This is a genomic window from Apilactobacillus sp. EABW-1NA, assembly GCF_030398685.1.
GTDB lineage: Bacteria > Bacillota > Bacilli > Lactobacillales > Lactobacillaceae > Apilactobacillus > Apilactobacillus waqarii.
Genome location: NZ_JAPDKO010000017.1, coordinates 1 through 23272, shown reverse-complemented (window position 1 = coordinate 23272; position 23272 = coordinate 1). Strand labels below are relative to the sequence as shown.

General features: G+C 39.6%; 22 protein-coding genes. 7 read left to right on the top strand and 15 right to left on the bottom strand.

Annotated elements, in window-relative coordinates; all coding sequences use genetic code 11:
* Positions 1-98 precede the first annotated feature (98 nt).
* Genes OEZ61_RS05700 through OEZ61_RS05690 form a run of 3 tightly spaced genes read right to left on the bottom strand, consistent with a single transcriptional unit; the run spans position 99 to position 2141 of the window.
* A complete protein-coding gene (locus OEZ61_RS05700) occupies positions 99-497 on the bottom strand; it encodes a hypothetical protein (protein WP_034535177.1) in 399 nt (132 codons plus the stop codon).
* Positions 497-1258 carry a DUF1003 domain-containing protein gene (locus tag OEZ61_RS05695; protein ID WP_094751235.1) on the bottom strand — a complete coding sequence of 254 codons (762 nt, stop codon included), beginning with the start codon at positions 1256-1258 and terminating at the stop codon, positions 497-499. The genes OEZ61_RS05700 and OEZ61_RS05695 overlap by 1 nt, the downstream gene beginning before the upstream one ends.
* Positions 1251-2141: an RluA family pseudouridine synthase gene (locus tag OEZ61_RS05690; RefSeq protein ID WP_198177926.1), complete on the bottom strand. Its 891-nt coding sequence runs from the start codon at positions 2139-2141 to the stop codon at positions 1251-1253. The genes OEZ61_RS05695 and OEZ61_RS05690 overlap by 8 nt, the downstream gene beginning before the upstream one ends.
* A gap of 97 nt (positions 2142-2238) precedes the next feature.
* Here OEZ61_RS05690 and OEZ61_RS05685 point away from each other — a divergent pair, with 97 nt between their 5' ends.
* Positions 2239-2871: a carbonic anhydrase family protein gene (locus OEZ61_RS05685; RefSeq protein WP_034531469.1), complete on the top strand. Its 633-nt coding sequence runs from the start codon at positions 2239-2241 to the stop codon at positions 2869-2871.
* Between the two features lie 28 nt (positions 2872-2899).
* Here OEZ61_RS05685 and OEZ61_RS05680 read toward each other — a convergent pair whose 3' ends face one another.
* The 4 genes from OEZ61_RS05680 to OEZ61_RS05665 form a co-directional block, all read right to left on the bottom strand.
* Positions 2900-3256: a hypothetical protein gene (locus OEZ61_RS05680; protein ID WP_034531468.1), complete on the bottom strand. Its 357-nt coding sequence runs from the start codon at positions 3254-3256 to the stop codon at positions 2900-2902.
* A 32-nt stretch (positions 3257-3288) separates the two neighbouring features.
* The gene (locus tag OEZ61_RS05675; protein WP_198177925.1) at positions 3289-4677 is read right to left on the bottom strand and encodes a flavocytochrome c; all 1389 of its coding nucleotides are present in this window, start codon (positions 4675-4677) and stop codon (positions 3289-3291) included.
* 76 nt (positions 4678-4753) lie between these two features.
* Positions 4754-5770, bottom strand: a complete 1017-nt coding sequence (gene adhP / locus OEZ61_RS05670; RefSeq protein ID WP_034535094.1) for an alcohol dehydrogenase AdhP — start codon at positions 5768-5770, stop codon at positions 4754-4756.
* Positions 5771-5945: 175 nt separating this feature from the next.
* Entirely contained in the window at positions 5946-6851 is a 906-nt protein-coding gene (locus OEZ61_RS05665; RefSeq protein ID WP_198177924.1) for an EamA family transporter, read from the bottom strand.
* 129 nt (positions 6852-6980) lie between these two features.
* Here OEZ61_RS05665 and proB point away from each other — a divergent pair, with 129 nt between their 5' ends.
* Both proB and OEZ61_RS05655 read left to right on the top strand, forming a co-directional pair.
* Positions 6981-7796, top strand: coding sequence for a glutamate 5-kinase (proB, locus tag OEZ61_RS05660; RefSeq protein WP_225426794.1), 816 nt, complete (start codon positions 6981-6983; stop codon positions 7794-7796).
* A complete protein-coding gene (locus OEZ61_RS05655; RefSeq protein ID WP_232347887.1) occupies positions 7789-9033 on the top strand; it encodes a glutamate-5-semialdehyde dehydrogenase in 1245 nt (414 codons plus the stop codon). The genes proB and OEZ61_RS05655 overlap by 8 nt, the downstream gene beginning before the upstream one ends.
* A 52-nt stretch (positions 9034-9085) precedes the next feature.
* Here OEZ61_RS05655 and guaA read toward each other — a convergent pair whose 3' ends face one another.
* The 3 genes from guaA to helD all read right to left on the bottom strand — a co-directional run bounded on the left by guaA (position 9086) and on the right by helD (position 14052).
* Positions 9086-10642, bottom strand: a complete 1557-nt coding sequence (guaA, locus tag OEZ61_RS05650) for a glutamine-hydrolyzing GMP synthase (RefSeq protein WP_286171391.1) — start codon at positions 10640-10642, stop codon at positions 9086-9088.
* Positions 10643-10710: 68 nt separating this feature from the next.
* Positions 10711-11634 carry a type I pantothenate kinase gene (gene coaA, locus OEZ61_RS05645; RefSeq protein ID WP_034531460.1) on the bottom strand — a complete coding sequence of 308 codons (924 nt, stop codon included), beginning with the start codon at positions 11632-11634 and terminating at the stop codon, positions 10711-10713.
* Between the two features lie 117 nt (positions 11635-11751).
* Positions 11752-14052, bottom strand: coding sequence for an RNA polymerase recycling motor HelD (gene helD, locus OEZ61_RS05640; protein WP_198177923.1), 2301 nt, complete (start codon positions 14050-14052; stop codon positions 11752-11754).
* 152 nt (positions 14053-14204) lie between these two features.
* On the opposite strand from helD, the gene OEZ61_RS05635 reads away from it, so the two are divergent.
* Entirely contained in the window at positions 14205-14867 is a 663-nt protein-coding gene (locus OEZ61_RS05635) for a histidine phosphatase family protein (protein WP_308438157.1), read from the top strand.
* Between the two features lie 45 nt (positions 14868-14912).
* Here the strand turns inward: OEZ61_RS05635 and OEZ61_RS05630 are convergent, their stop codons facing one another.
* From OEZ61_RS05630 to OEZ61_RS05610, 5 genes are all read right to left on the bottom strand, one after another.
* Positions 14913-15854, bottom strand: a complete 942-nt coding sequence (locus OEZ61_RS05630; protein WP_034531457.1) for an ATP-binding cassette domain-containing protein — start codon at positions 15852-15854, stop codon at positions 14913-14915.
* 11 nt (positions 15855-15865) lie between these two features.
* Positions 15866-16912 (bottom strand): ABC transporter ATP-binding protein, encoded by a 1047-nt coding sequence (locus tag OEZ61_RS05625; protein WP_290047132.1) that lies wholly within the window; start codon positions 16910-16912, stop codon positions 15866-15868.
* Between the two features lie 9 nt (positions 16913-16921).
* On the bottom strand, positions 16922-17941 hold the full coding sequence (locus OEZ61_RS05620; protein WP_034535080.1) for an ABC transporter permease: 1020 nt from the start codon (positions 17939-17941) through the stop codon (positions 16922-16924).
* Position 17942: 1 nt separating this feature from the next.
* Positions 17943-18872, bottom strand: a complete 930-nt coding sequence (opp3b, locus tag OEZ61_RS05615) for an oligopeptide ABC transporter permease (protein WP_053792896.1) — start codon at positions 18870-18872, stop codon at positions 17943-17945.
* A 129-nt stretch (positions 18873-19001) separates the two neighbouring features.
* Positions 19002-20627, bottom strand: a complete 1626-nt coding sequence (locus tag OEZ61_RS05610; protein WP_263500176.1) for a peptide ABC transporter substrate-binding protein — start codon at positions 20625-20627, stop codon at positions 19002-19004.
* A gap of 318 nt (positions 20628-20945) precedes the next feature.
* On the opposite strand from OEZ61_RS05610, the gene hflX reads away from it, so the two are divergent.
* Genes hflX through OEZ61_RS05595 form a run of 3 tightly spaced genes read left to right on the top strand, consistent with a single transcriptional unit; the run spans position 20946 to position 23260 of the window.
* A complete protein-coding gene (hflX, locus tag OEZ61_RS05605; protein ID WP_198177922.1) occupies positions 20946-22217 on the top strand; it encodes a GTPase HflX in 1272 nt (423 codons plus the stop codon).
* 25 nt (positions 22218-22242) lie between these two features.
* A complete protein-coding gene (locus OEZ61_RS05600; protein WP_290047135.1) occupies positions 22243-22950 on the top strand; it encodes an AzlC family ABC transporter permease in 708 nt (235 codons plus the stop codon).
* Positions 22937-23260: an AzlD domain-containing protein gene (locus OEZ61_RS05595; protein WP_217304122.1), complete on the top strand. Its 324-nt coding sequence runs from the start codon at positions 22937-22939 to the stop codon at positions 23258-23260. Before OEZ61_RS05600 ends, OEZ61_RS05595 begins: the two co-directional genes overlap by 14 nt.
* The last annotated feature ends 12 nt before the right edge of the window (positions 23261-23272 follow it).

Below are 23272 nucleotides of genomic sequence, written 5' to 3'. Positions count from 1 at the left end.
AAAAAGCAAAGACTTTTTTACAAAAAAATGGACTTTTATGAAAACTCTCATAAAGCCCATCATGACGTGCCTTGAGAACATGTTAAAAATCGAGAATTTTAGTCCTCAATCATTCTCCAATTTCCTTCAGCTGCTTTGGAAATTTGGTTTAAGAAATGAAGAACTGAGGCTGCTCTTTTTTCATCATGTTCGTTTAAAATATTAAGTCCCTTTCCAGAAACCATTGGTTCTCCTAATGAGAAGTTACCATCTTGTAAGCTACCTTCTGAGAACGCAACGACTGTTTCACCACTTTCGATTTCAGTGATGATGAAGAACATTGAAAAATCATCGTCTTCCTTCATGTATGCAGGCATTGCCCAGATGTTGTCAGCAATTTCTTGCATTTCTTGATCCATGAATTTGTAGTACTTGTGGTTGTCTTGTGTTACTGGCGTTTCTAGCACAAACATCATCTTGTTGAAAACGTCTGCACCTAATTGAATGTTATCTTCCATTATTGATTCTCCTGTTGTTTTAGTTTTTCTTTTAATTTAGTGTTTTCGTCACGCAACTTAGCTAGCTCACTTCTAACTTCACCTAGGATTTGTAGTTGTAATTTTTCAACTTCCAAATCATGAGGTAATTGATTTTGGGTTAAGTGGTCTAGCTTAGCATGGATAATTCTTAGTTCATGTTCTGATTTTAAGTTAACATGAAAATCATTTTCTGAGTGCAAACGGTCACGTTCAGCGGCACGGTTTTGACTCATCATGATGATTGGGGCTTGAATTGCTGAGAAACAACTCAAGAATAGGTTCAATAGAATGTATGGATATGGATCAAAATGAACACCGAATAGTGCCAAACCATTGATGATCATCCAAATGATCAAGATGACGATAAAGATGAAGATAAAGGTCCAACTACCCCCAAATCTAGCAACCGCATCCGATATTTTTTGTCCAAAGGTTAGGCTTTGTTGCAAAGCCTCGTTGACGTCTCTGATTTCATAGTTATCGTTTTGTAGTGCCTTGGTCAACTTACGGTTAATCTTTTGACTTTGTTTTAAGTCGGCATTGATTAATGAGTCAACCCTAGACATTCGATACTTCAATAGATGGTGAGCGCAGATAAAACTGGTGACCTTAGCTCCTGGATAATCGGATTTGACCGCATTGGAAATCGGTTGGGCCAAGTCCCCTAGGTAGAAGCCTTCATCAGAATATAGTTGTGCATCATCGACAATACAATGTACTAATTTGGCTTTTTCAGTCATTATGATCCTCCTTCACCACAGATTTCATATCCGCTGGTAATTCAATTTCAAAAGTGCGAACTTGATTTGCTAATTCATCAATAAACTGTAAGTAGTAAGCATGAAGTGCTTGGCGGTCAATGCCCCTATCAAGTGGTCCCTGATATAATTCATCCCCCAATAGCGGATGACCTAGTGATGTCATGTGAACTCTGATTTGATGGGTCCGACCCGTGTGGAGTTTCAAACGCACCAGTGTGGCATCATCAAACTCTTCGACCTTCCAGTATTCGGTTCTGGCACTTTGACCGTCTTCGATGACCTCTCTTCTGAAGTTGTCACCGACACGGCCGATTGGTTTATCAATCATCCCGTGGTCGTCCAAACCAGTCCCGTCCACAACGGCATAGTACATCTTATCAATCTTGTGTTGGGCCACCTGTTGGTTAGCTAAACTATTGGCTAAACGGTTCTTGGCGACCAAGACGATTCCAGATGTAAAACGATCTAGTCGCGTGATTAGGTGGGGCCTCAAATCAGTACTGCCCTGTTTTTTCAAATATCCCTTGATGCGGTTGACCAACGTATCGACACGGTTAGATGGTCCCGGCACACTGGTTAACCCCGCTGGTTTGTTCACCACCAACCAATTATCATCTTCATAGATGACATCGATTGCTTCATCACTGAATGCAACCTCATTGTCACTTGTTTCCGGTGGAAAGATTACCGTCACTTCATCGCCCACGGCAAGCTTATAATTCAAACCAACTGCGTTACCATTCACTAGAATTGTACCAGTTGATTTAACATCATTATACATCCGATGCGAGACGCCATGGGCACCTAAGAACTTCTTGATACCAGCGTTTTGTTCATCTTGATTTTGCCATGTGAATTGCACAATAATTTCCTCCGAGTTGTATTAATTACCATGTATGTTATATTAACATACTAGAAAAGCAAACTCATATTATTAATGGAAAGAGGATACATATCATATGTTAGATTATAATGAACAAAATAATTGGGAGAATAACTTTGGTCACCTCCAATCACCAATTATGCTATCAACTCATGATAGTCAACATTTTGCTGATTATCTGCCAATTCATGCCAATGAGTTCTACCAATTAAATACAGAAATTGATGACCACACTACCATTCGTTTGACAGGAATGGGCTATGCAACCATATTTAATCGTGACTTTAAGTTCAAACAGGTGCACTTCCATGCTCCAGCAGAACATATCGTCGACGGTAAGGTTAATCCGATGGAAATCCATTTAGTTCATGAAAATGAAATCGGCCAGACCGTTGTGGTGGCATTATTTCCTACCTTAGGCAATGCCAATTCTGAGTTACAAGATATCATCAATAACTTTGAAGAAGGCAATCGCCACAATGTGTCATTAAAACTAACCAACTGGATTTCCAGTCTATCTACTGGTTTTCACTACCAAGGATCACTAACCACCCCACCTTTAACCGAAGGGATTGAATGGTTAGTCATCGATAATTCCAAACTAACGGTGAGTCCAAAGCAAGTCGATTGGTTCATCGCTCAATTTGGTAAAAACAATCGTGATTGCCAACCACTAAACGAAAGAAACGTTCAATATTACAACAAATAAAAAAGAAGCCGTAAATACGGCTTCTTTTTTAGATTTCATCAATTTCGCGTAGTAGCTTTTTGATTTGACCCTTTTGTTCTGCGTTTGGCTTTCCCTCACTAATATTCATGATATCTAATATTTGTTGACCATCATTAATGACGTCTTCTGTCTTAGAATTCATATTCTTTAGATAAGCTGTCATTAGGATGGTTTGTAGATGTTCCATCGCATCCTCATCACCGTTCATCGCACGTTTACCCATACGATGAATCAACATCTTAACATTGCGTAACTTACGCTTATTTTCAACATGTTGGTTGTAGTAAGGAAGAAATAATGCGACTACGACTGATGATGCTTCGGCAATCGCTGCGACCCATTCTGCAATCTCTCCACTGTGCATATGTAAACCTCCTTTATTTATTTTTATCTATCTTATTTGTTTAAATACTTGAAAACTTGTTGACCAGCTTGGCGACCAAAGACAACGGTTTCGGCGATTGAGTTACCACCGATACGGTTGTTACCGTGCAAACCACCAGAAGTTTCTCCCGCCGCAAACAAACCATTGATCACGTCATCGTTGTCGTCTAGTACTTGGGTGAAGTGGTTAATCTTAATTCCACCCATGGTGTAATGAACGGCTGGCGCAATGTGAATGGCCATATAATCTGGATGAGTTAATTGACGGCTCATTCCAGTGGTACGGCCTAGGTCATCCTTGCCATTTTCAACGGATTGGTTCCACTTAGCAATCGTATCTGCCAACGTCTTTTCGTCGGCACCAATCTTTTCTGCTAGTTCTTCGATTGTATCACCGTGAATAACCATTCCCATGGAGTCATAGAACTTCACTGCTTGGGCGTGATTAACGACTTCTTCATCTAAGATTAAATAAGCATGCTTGGTGTCTTGTTGGTTGATTGCGTCGGTCACCTTTTGTCTCGTGTCCAATTCGTTAACGAAACGTTCACCCTTGGTGTTTACCAAGATGGCACCCTCACCACGAATGGCTTCACCAATCAAGAATGCGTGATCGTTATCTTGTTGAACGGTTGGATGGACTTGAATCTTGTCCATATCGACCAATGCAGCCCCAACGTCGGTGGCTAGTTTCAAACCATCCCCGGTTGCTCCTTCTTGGTTTGTGGTACGGTAGTGAGTCAAGTCATCACGGTATTGACCAATTAGTTGCTTGTTGGCACCAAAACCACCAGTAGCTAAAATGACCGCACCGGCAGTGATTGAGTGTTCATTACCATCGGCATCCTTGACTTCGACACCCGAGATGTCGGCACCATTCTTATCAATCTTGGTAACATCGACATTGTTGTAGACTTCGAGACCCATCTTTTCGATGATTTGTAGAAAACTAGTGACTAGATAAGCTCCAATTGGTGCTTGTGAACTTGGGCGGTGAGTACGCTTGGTATTCATCGCACCGGTAATTGTTAAGTCATCTAGTTTGATATCATGTTGGGCTAACCAATCAACGGTTAACGCAGCGTGTTCGGTAAAGTATTTCAATAAATCAACGTTATTTTGTTTGCCACCACCGATATACGTGTCGTCATAGAAGTCTTGGAAACTATCTATCACGTGGTGTTGTAATTGAACGGAAGTTTCGGCAGCATTCATTCCAGAAGAAGCTCTGGTCGAGTTACCACCTAACTTATCCATCTTTTCTAATACGACTGGTTTTAGACCCAGTTCTGCAGCTTGAATTGCACTAATTAATCCTGTGGCACCAGAACCAACGATTGCTACATCGTATTGATCATTTAGTTCTTTGATGTCATTTGGATGAAAAATATATTTAGCCATAACCAAACCTCCTAATGTCATTATTTTAGTACAAAAAAAGCATTGTCCAAAAGACAATGCTTTAATTAGTTAAAAATTATTTAGTAAAATCGATAACCATTCTACCAACAATCTTACCGTTCTTCATTTCGTCGATAACATCGTTGATTTCTGATAGCTTTCTAGTGTGAACGATTGGCTTAACCTTACCTTCAGCACCGAATTGGAAAGTTTCACGTAGGTCTTCTCTAGTACCAACTAGTGAACCTTCAACGTGGATTCCGTTCAATACAGTTTGGGCAATGTTTAGGTCCATATTACCTTTTGGTAGCGCAACGGCAACTAGGTGACCGTCTGGACGTAAAGCATTGATAGCTTGATCAAAGGCGATTGGGTTAACAGCAGTGATAACTGAAACGTGGGCACCACCGTTAGTTTCTTCCTTAACCTTTTCTGATAGGTTTTCTGAACGGTAGTCGATACCCTTCTTAGCACCTAATTCTTCGGCCTTTTCTAGGTTGTTACCACGAGCAACGGCAATAACGTTAGCACCGAATACGTTGTTGGCGAATTGAACACCTAGGTTACCTAAACCACCGGCTCCTACCATTTCAACCCATTGACCTGGCTTAGTGTGACCAACTTTTAGTGCCTTGTACATAGTAACTCCGGCACAAGTTAATGAAGTAGCTTCGATTGGGTCCAAACCTTCTGGAACCTTAACGGCGTACTTAGCATCAACAATTACTTGTTCAGCCATAGCACCGTCAACAGTGAAACCAGCATTCTTAACTTCACGACATAATGTTTCTCTACCACTTAGGCAGTATTCACAGTGACCGCATCCCTTGAAGAACCAAGCGATTGATACACGATCACCAATTTTTAGATTATCTACATCATCGGCAACTTGAATAACTTTACCTACACCTTCGTGACCGATAATACGGCCAGCTTGGTCACCAAAGTCTCCGTTGGCAACGTGTAAGTCGGTGTGGCACAAACCACAGTATTCAACTTGAACTAGAGCTTCACCATTTTCAATTGGGCGAAGTTCAACATCTTTAACATCTACATATCCATCTGAGTTGTCTCTTACTACTGCAGCTTTCATTGATAAAATCTCCTTCATAAATACAAACTTGATATTGTTTTCACATATAATGTAACACCATATTGTCCGATAATAAAGCGAAAAATAATAAATTTTTAATGACATTTTTATCATTTTACTCTAACATTGTGAAAGATATCACTATTCATAAGGGTTCTATCATTTTATAAAGTTTCTATTCTAATTTATTTTTCTGTGGTAACGCTTGAACAAATGCCATCATCAGAATTAATAACCCACCTATTACTTCAACAAAGGTTAGCTTTAGATGTAAAAAAGATACAGATAAAATCGCAGCAGTTAGCGGTTCAAACGAACTTAATGTTCCGGTTACCGCAGGTTCTAAATAATTTAGACTAGCGACATAGAATAAGTATGCAATCATGGTTCCTACGATTGTAATGAAAATCAATTCAAATATTAATGTTGGATTGATGTTTATGTGTGGTGTGTCAATTACGACGATTGGTTGAATAGGTAAGCTACCAAGTAACATTGCCCATCCACAGACTAATCTTGGATCATACTTATTTAAGAGTTTGATGGGAATCAGCGTACAGTTTGCACCCGCGATTCCAGCACAGATACCGAAGAATAATCCCAACTTAGAGATGGTTAATGATCCAAAGTCTCCCTTTGTCGCCAGTAAATATGTACCAACTACGGCTAAAATAATTGAAATAACGTCCAATCTAACAGGCAATTTGCGCCTAGAAATCGAATAATAGATGATAATAAATACAGGGGTAGTAAATTGTAAAACAGTTGCAGTCGCTGCGTTACCAAACCTGACAGCTGATAAGTAGCTGAATTGCGACATCAACATTCCAAAGATGGCAAAACAAATTAATAAGCTTGCCTGACTTTTATCATGCCAAATCGTAAAAATGGAGCCACCAACGGTAATCTTGTATGTCAATAATAGTAGAATTCCTGCTAAAAACATTCTAATACCGACGACCCAAAGAACTGGTACGTGTTGCGTTAAGAACATGTAGTCAGCGACAGTTCCAGATGCTCCCCATGAAATACTACCTACAATTACCAATAAAAGCCCAGTTAATCTTCCCTTACCTGCCATAATTAACCCCCTTAATTTATATTAACGATTACAATACATCTAATCTATCTCTAATGCAATTTTAATTTACATATTGTTACTTTTTTCAAATTAAAGTAAACTAGTTTTAAAGAACAGGAGATCATGAATATGACAAGTAAATATAAACGAATTGTTGTGAAAATCGGGACTAGCTCCATCATCAATTCTGACAACAGTATTAATATGAAAACAATTCACACATTATCATCCGTGTTGAGTCAATTAAATCAAAGCGGCCACGAAGTTATCTTGGTCACTTCCGGAGCCGTTGGTGTCGGTATGAACACCATCGGATTAAAGACGCGTCCTACCGACATCGGTAAACTACAAGCCCTATCCGCGATTGGGCAAAGTGAACTAATGGACTTATACTCCGATAGTTTTAAAGAATCAGGCCAAACCGTGGCGCAACTACTATTAACACGCGACGTGGTTGACTATCCTAAGAGCAGTGAAAATGTACTTAAAACCATTAACACCCTTTTAGATGATAAGGTCATCCCCATCATCAACGAAAACGATGCCGTCTCAGTCGACGAATTCAATCATCAAACCAGCTTTGGTGAAAACGATCAACTAGCCGCCATTGTGACTAACTTTGTCGATGCGGACCTACTTATCATCCTATCAGACATCGACGGATTGTTCGATGCCAACCCGAAGGACAATCCGAACGCAAAACTACTATCATGGGTACCAGAAATTAGCGATGACTTGATGCAAGTTGCCGGTGACCACGGTTCACAATATGGAACCGGTGGCATGCAAACCAAACTAAACGCCGCCAAAACCATCTTGGATAACCACCGTAAGATGGCAATCCTAAATAGTGATGATCCATCAATCATCAACGACTTCATTTCTGGTCGCCCCGTTGGTACCTACTTTGGTGCCGAAGCTATGGAGGGTCGTACAAATGAATAAACAAGAATTAATTCAATTAGGCAAAAGCGCTAAAAAAGCCAGTTTTCAATCAGCTGGCCTATCTACCACTACTAAGAACGATATCTTAAAACAATTCGCCAAGGCAATTGTCGATAAGACCGATGAGATTATCGCTGCCAACCAAAAGGATTTACAAAATCCTCAAATCGAATCCAAGTTCATTGACCGTTTAAAACTAGACAAAAAACGTATTTCAGACATGGCCAACGGATTACTAAAATTGGTCGGACTAGCTGATCCTACCGCTAAAATTGATGGCGGATGGGAAACCGAAGACGGTCTTAGAATCGTCAAACAACGCGTCCCACTTGGTGTCGTCGGTATTATCTATGAAGCCAGACCCAACGTAACAATCGATGCCGCCGGACTTTGTTTTAAATCCGGTAACGCCGTCATACTACGTGGTGGGAAAGAATCAATCAACTCTAACGTCATCTTGGCCGATATCTTACGTGATGTCTTAAAACAAAACGGCTTAGACGCAAACATGATTCAAGTCATCAATGATCCATCCCATGAACTGGCTCAAGAATTCATGGAACTAAACGATTACGTTGATGTTTTAATCCCCCGCGGAAGTGCCCGCTTAATCCAAACCGTTTTAAACAACGCCACTGTTCCAGTGATTGAAACCGGTGCTGGCAACTGCCACATCTACGTTGATAAGGATGCCGACAAACAAATGGCACGAAACATCATCATCAATGGTAAGGTGCAACGCCCTTCCGTATGTAATGCCGCCGAAAAGGTATTAATCCATAAAGATGTCGCAAATAACTACCTACCAGACATCATCAGTGATTTACGAGAACGTGGTGTTGAGGTCCGCGGTGACGAAGCTACTCGTTCAATCGTAAACGACGTCATCCCGGCTACCACAGAGGACTGGGACACAGAATACAATGCCCTAATCATCTCCATTAAGGTAGTTGATTCCAAACAAGCAGCCATTGATCACATCAACGAACATGGAACCCACCACTCCGAAGTAATCGTTTCTAACGACTATGCTGCAGGAGTACAATTCCAACAACAAGTTGATGCCGCCTGTGTTTACGTCAACGCCTCATCTCGTTTCACCGATGGTTTTGAATTTGGTTTTGGTGCCGAAATCGGTATATCGACTCAAAAACTCCACGCCAGAGGCCCAATGGGACTAGAAGCACTAACTTCATACAAATACGTCATTAACGGTGACGGACAAACAAGAAAGTAAATACAAAAAGAGCTCAACAGCAATTGTTGAGCTCTTTTTATTTAGGAACTGATTATTCCCATTCAATTGTCGAAGGTGGCTTACTAGTAATATCGTATACTACACGGTTTACCCCTTCTACTTCGTTTGTGATCTTAGTTGATATTTCTGATAAGACATCCCAAGGAATCTTAGCGAAATCAGCAGTCATTCCATCAATGGAATTAACGGCACGGATAGCGATGGTGTAGTCGTAAGTACGACCGTCACCCATCACACCAACACTTCTAAAACCAGGTAGAATGGTGAAGTATTGCCAAATATCCTTATCTAATCCAGCAGCGGCAATTTCGCGACGTAGGATGTAGTCACTGTTTCTAACAATTTCTAGCTTGTCTTCAGTAACTTCACCGATAACACGAATACCTAGACCAGGACCTGGGAATGGTTGACGCCATACTAAGTAGTCTGGCATCCCCATTTCTTCACCCAAGCGTCTAGTTTCGTCCTTGAATAATGAACGAACTGGTTCGATTAGTTTGAATTGTAGGTCTTCTGGTAGACCACCAACGTTATGGTGAGACTTGATAGTTTCAGCAGTGTTAGTACCACTTTCAATAACGTCAGTGTATAGAGTACCTTGAGCTAAGAAATCAACGTCCTTAAGCTTCAAGGCTTCTTCATTGAAGACTTCGATAAATTCATTACCGATAATCTTTCTCTTTTGTTCAGGATCAGTAACACCGGATAACTTTTCTAAGAAACGTTTGCTTGCATCAACTTGGATGATGTTTAGACCAAACTTACCTTCTAGACTATCCATTACTTCCTTCACTTCGTTCTTACGAAGTAGACCGTGGTCAACAAAGATACAAGTTAGTTGATCACCAATGGCCTTGTTCAATAACACACCGGTTACACTTGAATCTACCCCACCGGATAGACCTAAGATAACCTTTTTGTCGCCAACTTCTTCTCTGATTTGCTTGATTTGTAAGTCAATAAAGTCATTCATTGACCAGTTAGCTTCTGCGCCACAAACGTTAAACACGAAGTTCTTTAGGATGTCAGTACCGTATTTGGTATTTCTAACTTCCGCATGGAATTGAATTCCATAGAACTTTCTAGCGGTATCTTGCATTGCAGTAATTGGGCAACCATCAGCAGTTGCCACATTTTCAAAGCCATCTGGAACCTTACGTACAAGGTCTCCATGACTCATCCAAACTGGTTCTTCCTTAGGCAAATCTTTGAATAGTTCCGCATTATCAGAGGTAATGTCGATGTCAGCGTGACCATATTGTCCATGGTCTTCTCCATCAACTTGTCCTCCACCTAGGTTATATGCCATTAGTTGCATACCATAACAGATACCTAGAATTGGAATATTCATTTCGAAAATTTTAGGATCAACAGTTAAAGCATCTTCTGCGTACACACTGTTAGGACCCCCAGAGAAGATAATCCCTTTAGGGTTAAAAGCCTTGATTTCGTCGATGGTCATATCATGGGGCTTTAGTTCAGAATATACACCAAAATCACGAATACGACGGGTGATTAATTGGTTGTATTGACTTCCGAAGTCAAGCACCAAGATTTTATCAAACGATGATAAATCCATTTCAGCCAAACCATTCACTCTCCAATCATTAAATTGTATTTATCATACATAGAAAAATGAATGGCGTCAAATTAAATCTAATACTTTCTAAACAAAATTTTATCGATACGATGATTGTCTGTTTTGTGAATAATTAAGTCCGCCCTAGTCTTGGTAGGCTTAATATTTTCCAGCAAATTAGGTAAATTAATTTGTTGCCAAACATCCTTGGCAGTCTCGATGGCCTTCTTACGATCCGTATGAGCCATTTCATAGTAGTAGTTAGATGGATTTTGGAATGCGGTATCCATTAGCTCTTCGAAACGTTCAATGTACCATTGTTCAATCAAGTCATCATCGGCATCGATGTAGATTGAGAAGTCGGTAAAGTCGGAAACGTAGATTTGTTGGTTACTTGGTAATTGTAACGTGTTAATCCCTTCGATAATCAAGACATCCGGTTGGTCGATAATATCAAACTTATCTGGAATGATATCGTAAACGTCATGTGAGTAGACCGGTGCTTTGACGTTGTGCTTACCAGACTTCACTTCGTTTAAGAAGTTAATCAATGACTTCATGTCATAACTTTCTGGAAATCCTTTTCTGTCCATGATACCACGACGTTTTAATTCAGCGGAATTATACAAGAATCCATCGGTAGTGATTAATTGGATTTTCTTGTCTTCGAAGTATCTTGATAGCAATACTTCCAATAATCTGGCGGTAGTAGACTTACCAACGGCCACACTTCCGGAAATCCCGATGATAAATGGCACCTTTCTGTCTTGTTTATCCAAAAAGGCGGTCTTAGTCTTTTGCCATTGGTTGAAGTTTTGGGTACATAGGTCCAACAAATGAACAATGGGAATGTAGACGTCGCGCACGTCTTGAATTGAAATTTCATCGTTAAAGGCCTTGATTTGTTTTAGCCCGTCGGTAGTAACGGGAATCGAGCGTAACTTGTATAAGTCCTTCCACTCGTCTTTCTTAAATGCGTAGTAATTGATTGGATCTGACAATTTTACGCCTCCGTTCAAATAAAAGTAGTACGTCCATAATACCACCGAACATCTTAGAAACGACAAAAAAGCGCCTAATCCCTATGGATAGGCGCTTTTATTTGTTACTAATTGCAATTATTGTAAATCATATAAATCGCTAGGTACGACATCAAACAAGTGAGTTGGTTTTCCTTCAGCGATAATTGTTAGTTCATGCATGGCACGAGTACAGATTGTGTAAACCAATTGACGGTCTGCTTCGTCACCAAAATGTTTGTCATCTGCGTCAAACATGACCACAGAGTCAAATTCTAGCCCTTTAGCAAGGTAAGCAGGTATTACTAGGGTTCCAGTAGTCAAACGTTGGTTCTCGGTCTGTATAAGCGTATTTTTTACGTTTCTGTCGTCTAATTGTTCGGATAATAACTTCGCATCAGCCAAAGTTTTGACAATAATGGCTGTTGTATCGTGTTTTTCCTTATCATTATCGATTCTAGCGACTAATTTATCGATAGCAGCATCCCTATTTTCAACCACTTGCATGACCGGTTTGTCACCAACACGCGCGAATGATTCGATTTGGCTACCGCCTTCTAGAATGTGCTTAGTGAAGTCAGTGATTTGTTCAGTTGAACGGTATGACTTAGTAAGTTGCACAACGTTAGTCTTTTCAGGATCAAACATGGTCGATAGTTCTGATAGCAATGTATGACTATTTTCATGAGTGAAGATAGCTTGGTTCAAGTCCCCTAGTAGTGTGAAACGAGCACGTGGGAATGTGAACTTCATAAATGCCATTTGGAATGCGGTGTAGTCTTGGACTTCATCAATGAATAGGTACTTGATATCAGTCTTAGGACGTTTACCTGAGATACGGTCAAATAGGTATAGGTATACTGAAACATCTGACATTGAGATGTGACCGTTCTTCATTTGGTTGATTGAAGCATCAACTGACTTGGTCCAGTCTTCCTTGGTTAGGTCGTACTTGGATAAGTCGATTAGGTTTGGCACGTTTCTTAAGAAGTGCACTAGTTGGTTGTTAACCCCTAGGAAACGACCGTGGACGATTTGTTTTCTAATACGCTTAAAGGCACCGATAACGATGTGTCTTGCTAGGAAGTCGAATTCCTTATCTGCGTTTTCGAATTCGTCTGGATGGGCGTTTTGCACGGCTTGAATTTGTTCTCTACTCAAGTCTTGGACCGCTTGTTCTACCCAAGGCTTCTTCATTTCGACTTTAACACGACGGTTCAAAATCTTAATCAAGCGTTCCTTGGTTGCGTCTAGACGGTTTCTTAGGTTGTAGTTTTCATTGAAGCTGTAGTAGATTTCTGCAATTTGTTCCTTTGAGATAAAGATATCGTCTTGGAACTTCAAGTTCTTGAACTTCATGTCTTCACTGTTCAAGTGGTTAGTGTAGGCAGTTTCAGCCTTGAAGAATTCTAGACTGTTCTTTAGGTTGTTGATGTTTCTTAGTTTCTTGTCTTCTGAATTATCTTCTTCGAAACGTTCTGAAAGAGTTTCAACCTTGAACTTAGGCACACGCAAACTACTGTATTGGTAGTAAGTCATTTGCACCATGTTTTGTTCACCCAATTCAGGCAACACTTGGTTGATGTAATCATTGAACAATTGGTTAGGTGAGAACAATACAACTTGCGCTGAGCTTAGTTTCCCTCTGTATTGGTACAATAGGAAGGCAACACGTTGCAATACCGCAGCGGTCTTACCAGAACCGGCAGCACCTTGTACGAATAACAAGTCTGACTTGGTATCTCTGATAATCTTGTTTTGTTCTCTTTGGATGGTAGTAACGATACTCTTCATCTTGGTATTGGACTTACCATTTAGGTTATCCAATAGCATTTGATCCCCAACTACTTGGTCGGTATCAAAGATGGTTTCAATCTTGCCATCCTTGATTTGGAATTGACGCTTCAAAGTCACGTTAACGGTTTGTTCACCCATTGGTGTGTGGTAGGTCAATTTACCAATTTTACTATCGTAGTAGATACTCGAAATTGGAGCACGCCAGTCATAAATCAAGTAGTGATCTGGGCTATCGGCAAAAGAACCTAAACCGATATAAATAGTTTCTGCCTTGTGTTCGCCTTCTTCTTCGAAGTCTAGACGAGCAAAGTAAGGACGTTCTTGCATCTTAGCAAGTTTGTCGTATTCCTTAGTTGCATGTTTCCAACTATTTTCACGTTCTTCTAGCATTTGTTGTTGTTGACGAATGGAGACTGATGTTTCCATCATTCCAGAATAAGTACTGGTCTTCAAACGCACATCATTATAGAAGTTTTTATTAATATCGTGTTCATCTTTTTCGGCACGATTAATTTTCTTAACGGCTTCAGCTTTGGCAACTTCGACCTTGGCTAAAACATCATTTAAGTGTTTTTGTTCTTGTTCTTTAATTGATTCAGACATTTGAGCTACGCTCCTATCTTAAAATTTGGTTATTAATTTTAGCACATATATGATAGAAAGAAAAGCAAATCGAGGCTTAACCTAATCTTTTCTCTACGCCTGCCATATATGATAAAATGTAGACATACAAATATGTCAGGAGGTTTTTTCTGATGATTAACATTTATCTTGTTCGTCATGGACAAACTTATTTAAATAAATACAACCGTATTCAAGGAATCGCCAACGCCCCTCTTACTGAAAAGGGTATTGCTGATGCCATTGATGCCGGAAAAAGATTAAGCTCAATTACATTCAATCATGCATATTCCAGTGATATGCCACGTGCTTTTGATACTGGAAAATATGTATTGCAACAAAATCCCTCAGATATTGAAGAACCTATTGCAGATAAAGCTTTCCGTGAAGAAAACTTTGGTTACTTTGAAGGAAACGATAGTGAAGCTGCATGGCACCAAATTGGTGGACCAGACGGCATGGACAATTACGCCAAGATGATTAGCAAACTAGGTATGGGTGGCACAGCCGATTTAATCGCTGCCCATGATCCTTACGGTGATGCTGAAAACAATCAAGACTTATTGAATCGTTTCATCCCTGGCTTAAAGAAAGTCATTCAAAACGCTAACGACGGTGACAACATAATGATTGCGGCTCACGGTACCATCATCAGATGGGCTGTTGACCAATTCAAGGATGACACCATCGACGTTTCCGAACCTATCGAAAACGGCAGTGTTTCAAAATTAGTATCAAATGCTGACGCCAGTGAAATCAGCGTTGAATACTACAACAACTTAAGTGAAAACGTCTAATCAACGTAAAAATAACCGTTACTTAATAAAGTAACGGTTATTTTTTTAGCTGTTTAAGCGATCCTTGTACATTTGAATTTCGTCATCGGCAGCACGAACATAATGGTTAGGAGCAATTTCAACTAACTTACGTTGCTTTCCGTCACTTTCAACACTTGCATCGTAATCTACGATCTCACGTTGTCTTTCAAATTCAGGGTCCGGTACCGGAACAGCTGAAAGTAAGCTTCTGGTGTAATCGTGTAATGGATGAGCATATAGTTCATCGGCATCAGCGATTTCTAACATACGACCATAGTGCATAACACCAATACGGTCACTAATGTATTTAACCATTGATAAATCATGGGCAATAAATAGGTATGTTAGCTTACGTTTCTTTTGTAAGTCCTTAAGTAGGTTAACTACTTGGGCTTGGATTGACACGTCCAATGCTGAGATAGGTTCATCGGCGATGATGAACTTAGGTTTAACAGCTAAAGCACGGGCAATTCCAATTCTTTGACGTTGTCCACCAGAGAATTCATGAGGATATCTGTTGGCATGTTCTTTGTTCAAACCAACAGTTTCCAATAATTCTTCGACTTGAGCATCACGATCAGCCTTGTCTTTGGCTAAGTGATTAATGTCGATACCTTCGGCAATAATGTCTTTAACCTTCATACGAGGGTTTAATGATGCGTAAGGATCTTGGAAGATGGTTTGGATATCACTTCTGAATTCTTTTTCATCTTTTTTAGTCTTTAACTTTGAAACATCTTTGCCTTCAAAGATGATTTCGCCACCTGTTGGTTCATACAAATGACTAATTGCACGACCTGTAGTTGTCTTTCCGGAGCCAGATTCACCAACTAGTCCGAAGGTTTCCCCTTCATGGACGTTGAAGGTAATATCATCAACAGCTCTAACTTCGTCTTTACGACCAACGTTAAAGTATTGTTTTAAGTTTTTTACTTCTAAAATTTTTGGTGCATCTTTATCTAACATATTGTCACCACCTATCCTTGTTTAGTCTTTTTAAAGTGTTCTTGACGCTTTACGATGTCAGCTGGTGGAGTCACCTTAGGAGCTCTATCATCTAACAACCATGTTGCTGCGTAGTGAGTGTCAGAAACCTTAAAGAATGGTGGTTGTTCAATTGTGTCAATCTTTAATGCATACTTATTTCTAGCAGCAAATGCATCCCCTACTGGTGGTTCCAATAGGTCAGGAGGAGTACCTGGGATTGATGGTAATACATCTTCGTTGGTATCCAAAGTAGGCATTGATCCTAATAGACCCCAAGTGTATGGGTGCTTTGGATTGTAGAAGATTTCATCAACAGTTCCGTATTCAACGATTTTACCCGCATACATAACTGCAACACGATTAGCCATACCTGCAACTACCCCTAAATCATGGGTAATGAAGATGATTGAAGTGTTAATCTTGGTTTGTAGTTCCTTCATTAATTCCAGAATCTTAGCTTGGATGGTAACGTCCAACGCAGTGGTTGGTTCATCAGCAATTAGGATTTCTGGATAGTTTACTAACGCAATCGCAATCACGATTCTTTGTCTCATCCCACCAGAGAATTGGTATGGATAGTCGTTAATTCGTTCTTCGGCATTAGTAATACCTACAAGTTTTAACATTTCCAAGGCTTTTGCCATTGCTTTTTCTTTGGATAAGCCTTGGTGAATCATTAGTGGTTCAGCAACTTGGCGACCAATCTTCATAGTTGGGTCCAATGAAGTCATTGGATCTTGGAAGATTTCAGCAATCTTGCTACCACGTAATTTACTTAATTCTTTTTCATCTAGTTTTAGAATGTCTTGGCCATCGAATTCGATGCTTCCGTCGACAACGTCAGCGTTGGTTGCGTTCAAACCCATAATGCTTCGAGTAGTTACTGATTTACCAGAACCTGATTCCCCAACGATTGCTAGGGTTTCACCCTTCTTTAAATCAAAACTAATGTCACGAATGGCTTGAACAGTACCCGCGTAAGTTTTGAAATTAATTGATAAATTTCTAACTTCTAGGATGTTTTCCTTGTTTTCCATTCTTGTCACCTACTCTCTTGATTTAGGGTCAAATGCATCTCTTAGACCATCACCTAAAATGTTGAATGCAATCATTAATAATGAAAGAACGATTGCTGGAACCCACATTTGATATGGTAAGAATTGGAATGACTTTTGACCGTTACTAATCAAAGTACCTAATGAAGCAGCTGGAGCTGGAACCCCAATTCCGATAAATGATAGGAATGCTTCGAAGAAGATCGCACTTGGAATAGTGAACATAGTATTAATGATAATCACTGAAGTTAAGTTTGGTAATAAGTGCTTGAAAGCAATCTTAAATGAACTTTCACCCAGTGAACGTGCAGCTAGCACGAATTCTTGACTCTTTAGTTCAAGTGTTTGTGCACGAACCAAACGAGCCATGTTGATCCAACTAGTAAATGCAATCGCAATGATGATTGCAGGAATACCTGGTTTTAATACCAATAGTAGAAGAATCATAACAACTAGGTTAGGAATTGATAGTAGGATTTCGATGACACGTTGCATGAAAGTATCAACCTTTCCACCAATCCAACCTGAGATAATTCCGTAGGCAACCCCAATAGTTAAATCGAAGAAAGTTGCCACAACGGCGATTAATAGTGAAATTCTAGTACCGAATAATGTTCTTGCGAACAAGTCACGACCTAAGTAGTCACTACCTAACCAAAAGTAATGGTTAGCAGCAGCACCAGTATAAGCGTTAACACGTGCTCCACCTTGCACTAAAGTTCCGTTAAATCCAGGAATGTCAATTCCAGGAATACGTGGTGGTAAATTGTTTAAGTTTGGATGAGTTGAAATACTGCTGAATGCAGGAATCAATGCTGATCCAAATGATACGACAAATAAGAAAATCAAAATGTATAGTGAAATCATTGCCGCTTTGTTTTTCTTTAGACGACGCCATGAATCCTTCACAAAAGTAAGAGAAGGAGCCGCAATTTTTTCATTATCTAAATGTGCACCATCTGATAATGGTTCAAAGGCGTCTTTTGGTAGTTGTTTTGCTTTATCTGCCATTTTATTCTCTTCCCCCTGCTACTCTGATTCTTGGATCGATTATTCCGTATACGATGTCGGTGATTAATAATACGACACATAATAGGAAACAATACATAACTGTAAGTCCCATGATTGTTGGGTAATCGTTTGTTAACACTGAGTTAACGAATTGTTCACCAATACCTGGAATTGCAAAAATGTTTTCAACAACTAGTGATCCAGTCATGATGTTTACGGCCAATGGACCGATGATTGTTACCAATGGGATTAAACTATTTCTTAAAGCATGGTGGTAGATGATACCGAACTTGCTTAGACCCTTGGCTCTTGCTAGTTCAATGTAGTCTGAACTTAAAACGTCAACCATTTCAGTACGTACGAAACGTGCTGATTCGGCTAATGGCATTGCTGCCAATGCTAATGTTGGAAGAATTGTGTATGCAAATCCGCTCCAACCGGCAATTGGCAACCAGTTCCACTTCAAAGCAATTACGTATTGTAGTAATACTGAGAAGACGAATGAAGGAATTGAAATTCCTAGAATTGAGATGATAGTAGTTGAAGTATCAACCCATGTGCTCTTCTTGATTGCCCCGACAGCACCAACAATGATACCGGCGATAACACCGACAACCATTGCTTGAGCACCCAATAGAAGTGATGGTCCCATACGACTTGAGATTAGGTATGAAACTGGTTGATCACTGAATTGGAATGATGTTCCAAAGTTACCTTGAACGGCATTCACTAGGTAACTAATGTATTGTTGCCAAACTGGTTTATCCAAGCCGTATTGTTTTAACACCATATAACGTTCAGCTGGAGAAAGTTTAGCTTCGTTAGTCAATGGAGTCCCTGGCATTAACTTCATTAAGAAGAATGTCACAGTGACAACTATGAATAACGTTAATAACAAGTAGAAAATTCGCTTTGCTAAAAACTTAACCATATTATTTTATCCTCACAATCTTTCAGGGAAAATTCCCCTTTATGTACGGAAGAGTTTTAGATTCGACTACATCCATTATAGTAGCTATCTAAAACTCTTCACAATGAAAAAACTAAATTTAATTATTTTTTACTTCTTTGAGATAGTAGCATCTCTAAAGTCGTAAGCTGCACCTGTAGGGAAGAATTGTACTCCACTTACACGAGGCTTGATAACACGTGATTGAACTTGGTGGTATAGAGGAATAATTCCTTGGTCAGCCATTAGTTCTTTTTCAGCATTTACTAGATCGTTCCAACGTTTTGCAGGGTTGTTTGCGTCTACGCCTTCAGCGTTCTTAACATCTGCGTCGAACTTAGCGTTACTCCACTTACCGTTGTTGTATGAACCATCAGTAGTAAATAGTTGTAGGAATGAAATTGGGTCTGGGAAATCAGCACCCCATGCACTAACAACCATGTCGAATTGACCATTTTGTGAACGGTTCAATCTTGACTTGAATGGAATGTTTTGTGTAGATACCTTTAAGCCAGGTAGTTTTTCTAGAGCAGTTTGTAGGAATTCAGTAGTCTTCTTACCTGAATCAGTGTCATCAGATAGGATTGAGTAGTTAACTGACTTCTTACCAACTTCTTTTAGACCCTTAGCCCATAGTTTCTTAGCTTCTGCTAAGTTGTAAGTTACACCAGTCTTAGTACCGGCATCTTCAGTGAAGTCCTTACCGTCACGTTTTGACATACCTGGTGATACGTAACCAACAGCAGAGATTGAACCGTCACCTAAGGTGTTCTTAGTGTATTCGTTACGGTCAATTGCTAATGAGATAGCTTTTCTAATGTTTGCGTTCTTAAAGATAGGATTTTTCTTTTCATTTAATTCGATGTAGAAAGTTGATGCTTGTTTTAATGCGTGGTATTCACTTGAGTTCTTGTACTTACCAACTTGTTGTGCACCAGCTAATTGAACTGAATCAAATTGGCCAGTTTCATATTGGTTTAGTGAAGTGTTAGCATCGTTTTGAGCATTAATCTTAATACCAGCAACCTTGATCTTGCTTGCGTTGTAGTATTCTTTGTTCTTGATTAAGTTCCATGAGTTGTTTGTACCAGTCCATCCTTCAACCTTGAATGGTCCGTTGTATACCATGTCCTTACTTGTAGTACCGTAAGCTGAACCGAACTTCTTAACTGCTGATTCGCTTTGTGGTAAGAATGGTGCCATGGTTACTAAGTACTTGAAGTAATCTTGAGGTTTGTCTAATGTAACTACAACTTTGTAATCACCGTCAGCTTTGATACCTAATGATGAAACAGGTGCCTTACCCTTACCGATTGCATCAGCATTTTTAACATCTGAGAATAGGTATGAGTATTGTGAAGCTGTCTTAGGGTTTACAGTACGTTGCCAACCGTAGACGAAGTCTTTGGCAGTTACAGGCTTACCATCACTCCATTTTGAGTGACGTAAGTTGAATGTATATGTCTTACCGTCTTTTGATACCTTGTAACTTTCGGCTACACCAGGTTTTACCTTGTTGTTAGCAGCATTAAGTAATAGTCCTTCATTACTATTGTTTAATGTACTAAAACTAAGTGTATCAGTTGCCTTTGAAGCATCTAGTGTAGGTAACTGTGAATTTTCTTGCCAGTTAATATATTTACTTGTAGATTCTTTTGAAGAATTACCACAAGCTGCTAGTAGGAATGCTGATGCTGCACCAACAACCCCTAGCTTTACTACGGATTTCATTTTCATTTCCATTACCCCCAATTTCCTTACTAAAAAGTTTTTGTTTAAAAGGATTGAGAAAATAATACCACCATCTCATTATAAAATGCAATACTTTTTCTAATTTAATTCTAATTTAGTTGAATTTTTTTAAATTCAAAAGTAAAGAAAATCTTAAGATATCAAGGTATATGAATGATTTAGATAATCTAATCATTATAAAAGATATGCTCATAATTATATTAAAACTCTCTAATTTTTGTTAGATTTTCTCTTTTTTTATAACCATTCTTATTAATGATACGTAAATGGTATAATGGATAAAAATAACAAGGAGGTATTCATTTGGATACAGAACAACAAACTGCCGTTATCATCGGTTTAAACCTAGACAATGAGCAATTCGAGTACTCAATGACTGAATTAGCTGCCCTAGCTGAAGCTAATAACCTAGAAGTTGTGGCTCGTTTGGTTCAAAAGCTAGATCATCCCGATAAAGCCACATACTTCGGTAAAGGTAAAGTTGAAGAACTAAAGATGACTGTCTTGGATAAAGACGCTGACATGGTCATTGTTAACGATGAACTATCACCTAGCCAAATTAGAAACTTAGAAAAGCAAACTGAAACAAAAATCATCGACCGTACAGGTCTAATCTTGGAAATCTTTGCCAACCGTGCCAGAACTCACGAAGCCAAGCTTCAAGTTCAATTGGCCAAGTTGCAATACCAACTACCCCGTTTGCACACCAGCGCTAGCCAACGACTAGATCAACAAACTGGTAGCGGTGGTGGTGGATTCACCAACCGTGGTTCTGGTGAATCTCAACTGGAATTAAACCGTCGTGTGATTGAAAAGGATATTTCTCACATTAAACAAGAACTAAAGGATATCCAAAAATCAGACTTAACCCAAAGAAAGCAACGTGATGGTAAAAACATCCCTACTGTTGCCCTAGTTGGATACACCAATGCTGGTAAGTCAACCATCATGAACCAACTGGTTAACCGCTACGGTGAAAACCAAGAAAAGCAAGTCATGGTTAAAAACATGTTGTTTGCTACCTTGGATACCAGCGTTAGAAAACTAATTTTCGACGACAACAAAACAATGTTGTTATCTGACACAGTTGGTTTCGTAAGTAAGTTACCTCACCAATTAGTGAAGGCCTTCCGTTCTACTTTGGCTGAAGCCGCTAATGCGGATCTATTGGTCCAAGTTGTCGACGAAGCCGATGAAAATAAGGAACTAATGATGAAGACCACTGAACAAACATTGAAGGAAATTGGGGTTGAAAACATCCCAATGATTACTGTCTTCAATAAGGCCGATATCTTAGACGAACCCCGTCCTCAACGTGCCGGTGATAACCTAATCATGGCCGCCCTTGAAGAAGACTCCATCGATGAATTGGTTCAAATTATTAGAGAAAACAGCTACAAGGATTATGTCACCGAAGAATTTTTAATTCCGTTTGATAAAGGTGACATCGTCAACTACCTAAATACTAAGGCCAACGTGCTTTCAACAGAATATGTTGCCGAAGGAACCAAGGTTAAAGCAGAACTAACCGCAGTTGACAGTCAACGTTTTAAACAATATCTTATTAACAACTAACTTTTTTATAAGGATGTGATGAGGTATCGACAGTCAGCTAACTGCAAGAGCAGCAATCAAAGATAGCATTCCCACCATGTTTGGCTACATCGGAATTGGTCTGGCCTTTGGGATTATCGGGAAGTCCCTTGGCTTTAGCCCCTGGCTAGTGGCCATCTTGTCATTGACCGTTTACGCTGGATCAGCGCAATTCATTTTGGTATCAATGATGGCTTTACACAATCCCATCTTCTCGATTGTGCTAGCAATTTTTCTGGTCAACTCCAGAATGATCCTAATGAGCATTACCACGGCGCCATATTTTAAAAACGATTCAATGTTGAAAAACATCTTAATCGGCTCGTTTTTAACCGACGAGAGTTTTGCGTTGGGTATGAATAAGGTCAACTACACCGATAATCAGTTAACGTTTACCTGGTTCAATACCGCTAACATCGTTTCTTACCTAACTTGGGCCGGTGCTTCATTTGTCGGCGCCATCGCCGGTAGTTTCATTCATAATCCATACGCGATTGGGTTAGACTTTGCCCTTGTCGCAATGTTTATCGGGTTATTATACCTACAAGTGATTGCCAAAAACGGTATGCCATTGAAATTAAAACTACTGATGATTTTAATCACCTTCATCATGGTATTTATTGGATTAATCTTTATTCCAAGCAACCTATTAATCCTACTAGTAACACTAATTACTTGTCTGATTGGAGTGATTATCAAACATGTCTTCTTTTAATTTCGTCCTACTAACCGTGATTGGATGTACGCTGGTTACCTGGTTGTCACGTGTGATGCCGTTCATCCTATTAAAGAAATTCAAACTATCAAAACCAGTTGAAGAGTTTTTAAGTTTCGTCCCCATCGTGATCATGGCAACGTTGTGGTTCTCACAACTGTTCGTCCAACACCTGGGCCACTTACCTTCAATCAACTGGGAAAACCTAATCGCATCAATTCCATCAGTTATTGCTGCCATCATCACCAAGAGTTTATTGGTGGTCGTGATTGTCGGAATTATCTCGTTAGCAATTATTCGATTAATATAAATAAAAAGACCT

Coding starts and splice junctions, on each gene's coding strand:
- OEZ61_RS05695 (WP_094751235.1), bottom strand. CDS start 1,258: ATGACTGAAAAAGCCAAATTAGTACATTGTATTGTCGATGATGCACAA.
- OEZ61_RS05680 (WP_034531468.1), bottom strand. CDS start 3,256: ATGCACAGTGGAGAGATTGCAGAATGGGTCGCAGCGATTGCCGAAGCA.
- OEZ61_RS05595 (WP_217304122.1), top strand. CDS start 22,937: ATGTCTTCTTTTAATTTCGTCCTACTAACCGTGATTGGATGTACGCTG.
- OEZ61_RS05620 (WP_034535080.1), bottom strand. CDS start 17,941: ATGGCAGATAAAGCAAAACAACTACCAAAAGACGCCTTTGAACCATTA.
- OEZ61_RS05655 (WP_232347887.1), top strand. CDS start 7,789: ATGAATAAACAAGAATTAATTCAATTAGGCAAAAGCGCTAAAAAAGCC.
- proB (WP_225426794.1), top strand. CDS start 6,981: ATGACAAGTAAATATAAACGAATTGTTGTGAAAATCGGGACTAGCTCC.
- OEZ61_RS05635 (WP_308438157.1), top strand. CDS start 14,205: ATGATTAACATTTATCTTGTTCGTCATGGACAAACTTATTTAAATAAA.
- opp3b (WP_053792896.1), bottom strand. CDS start 18,872: ATGGTTAAGTTTTTAGCAAAGCGAATTTTCTACTTGTTATTAACGTTA.
- OEZ61_RS05610 (WP_263500176.1), bottom strand. CDS start 20,627: ATGAAAATGAAATCCGTAGTAAAGCTAGGGGTTGTTGGTGCAGCATCA.
- helD (WP_198177923.1), bottom strand. CDS start 14,052: ATGTCTGAATCAATTAAAGAACAAGAACAAAAACACTTAAATGATGTT.
- OEZ61_RS05675 (WP_198177925.1), bottom strand. CDS start 4,677: ATGGCTAAATATATTTTTCATCCAAATGACATCAAAGAACTAAATGAT.
- OEZ61_RS05630 (WP_034531457.1), bottom strand. CDS start 15,854: ATGTTAGATAAAGATGCACCAAAAATTTTAGAAGTAAAAAACTTAAAA.
- OEZ61_RS05700 (WP_034535177.1), bottom strand. CDS start 497: ATGGAAGATAACATTCAATTAGGTGCAGACGTTTTCAACAAGATGATG.
- OEZ61_RS05685 (WP_034531469.1), top strand. CDS start 2,239: ATGTTAGATTATAATGAACAAAATAATTGGGAGAATAACTTTGGTCAC.
- OEZ61_RS05625 (WP_290047132.1), bottom strand. CDS start 16,912: ATGGAAAACAAGGAAAACATCCTAGAAGTTAGAAATTTATCAATTAAT.
- OEZ61_RS05665 (WP_198177924.1), bottom strand. CDS start 6,851: ATGGCAGGTAAGGGAAGATTAACTGGGCTTTTATTGGTAATTGTAGGT.
- adhP (WP_034535094.1), bottom strand. CDS start 5,770: ATGAAAGCTGCAGTAGTAAGAGACAACTCAGATGGATATGTAGATGTT.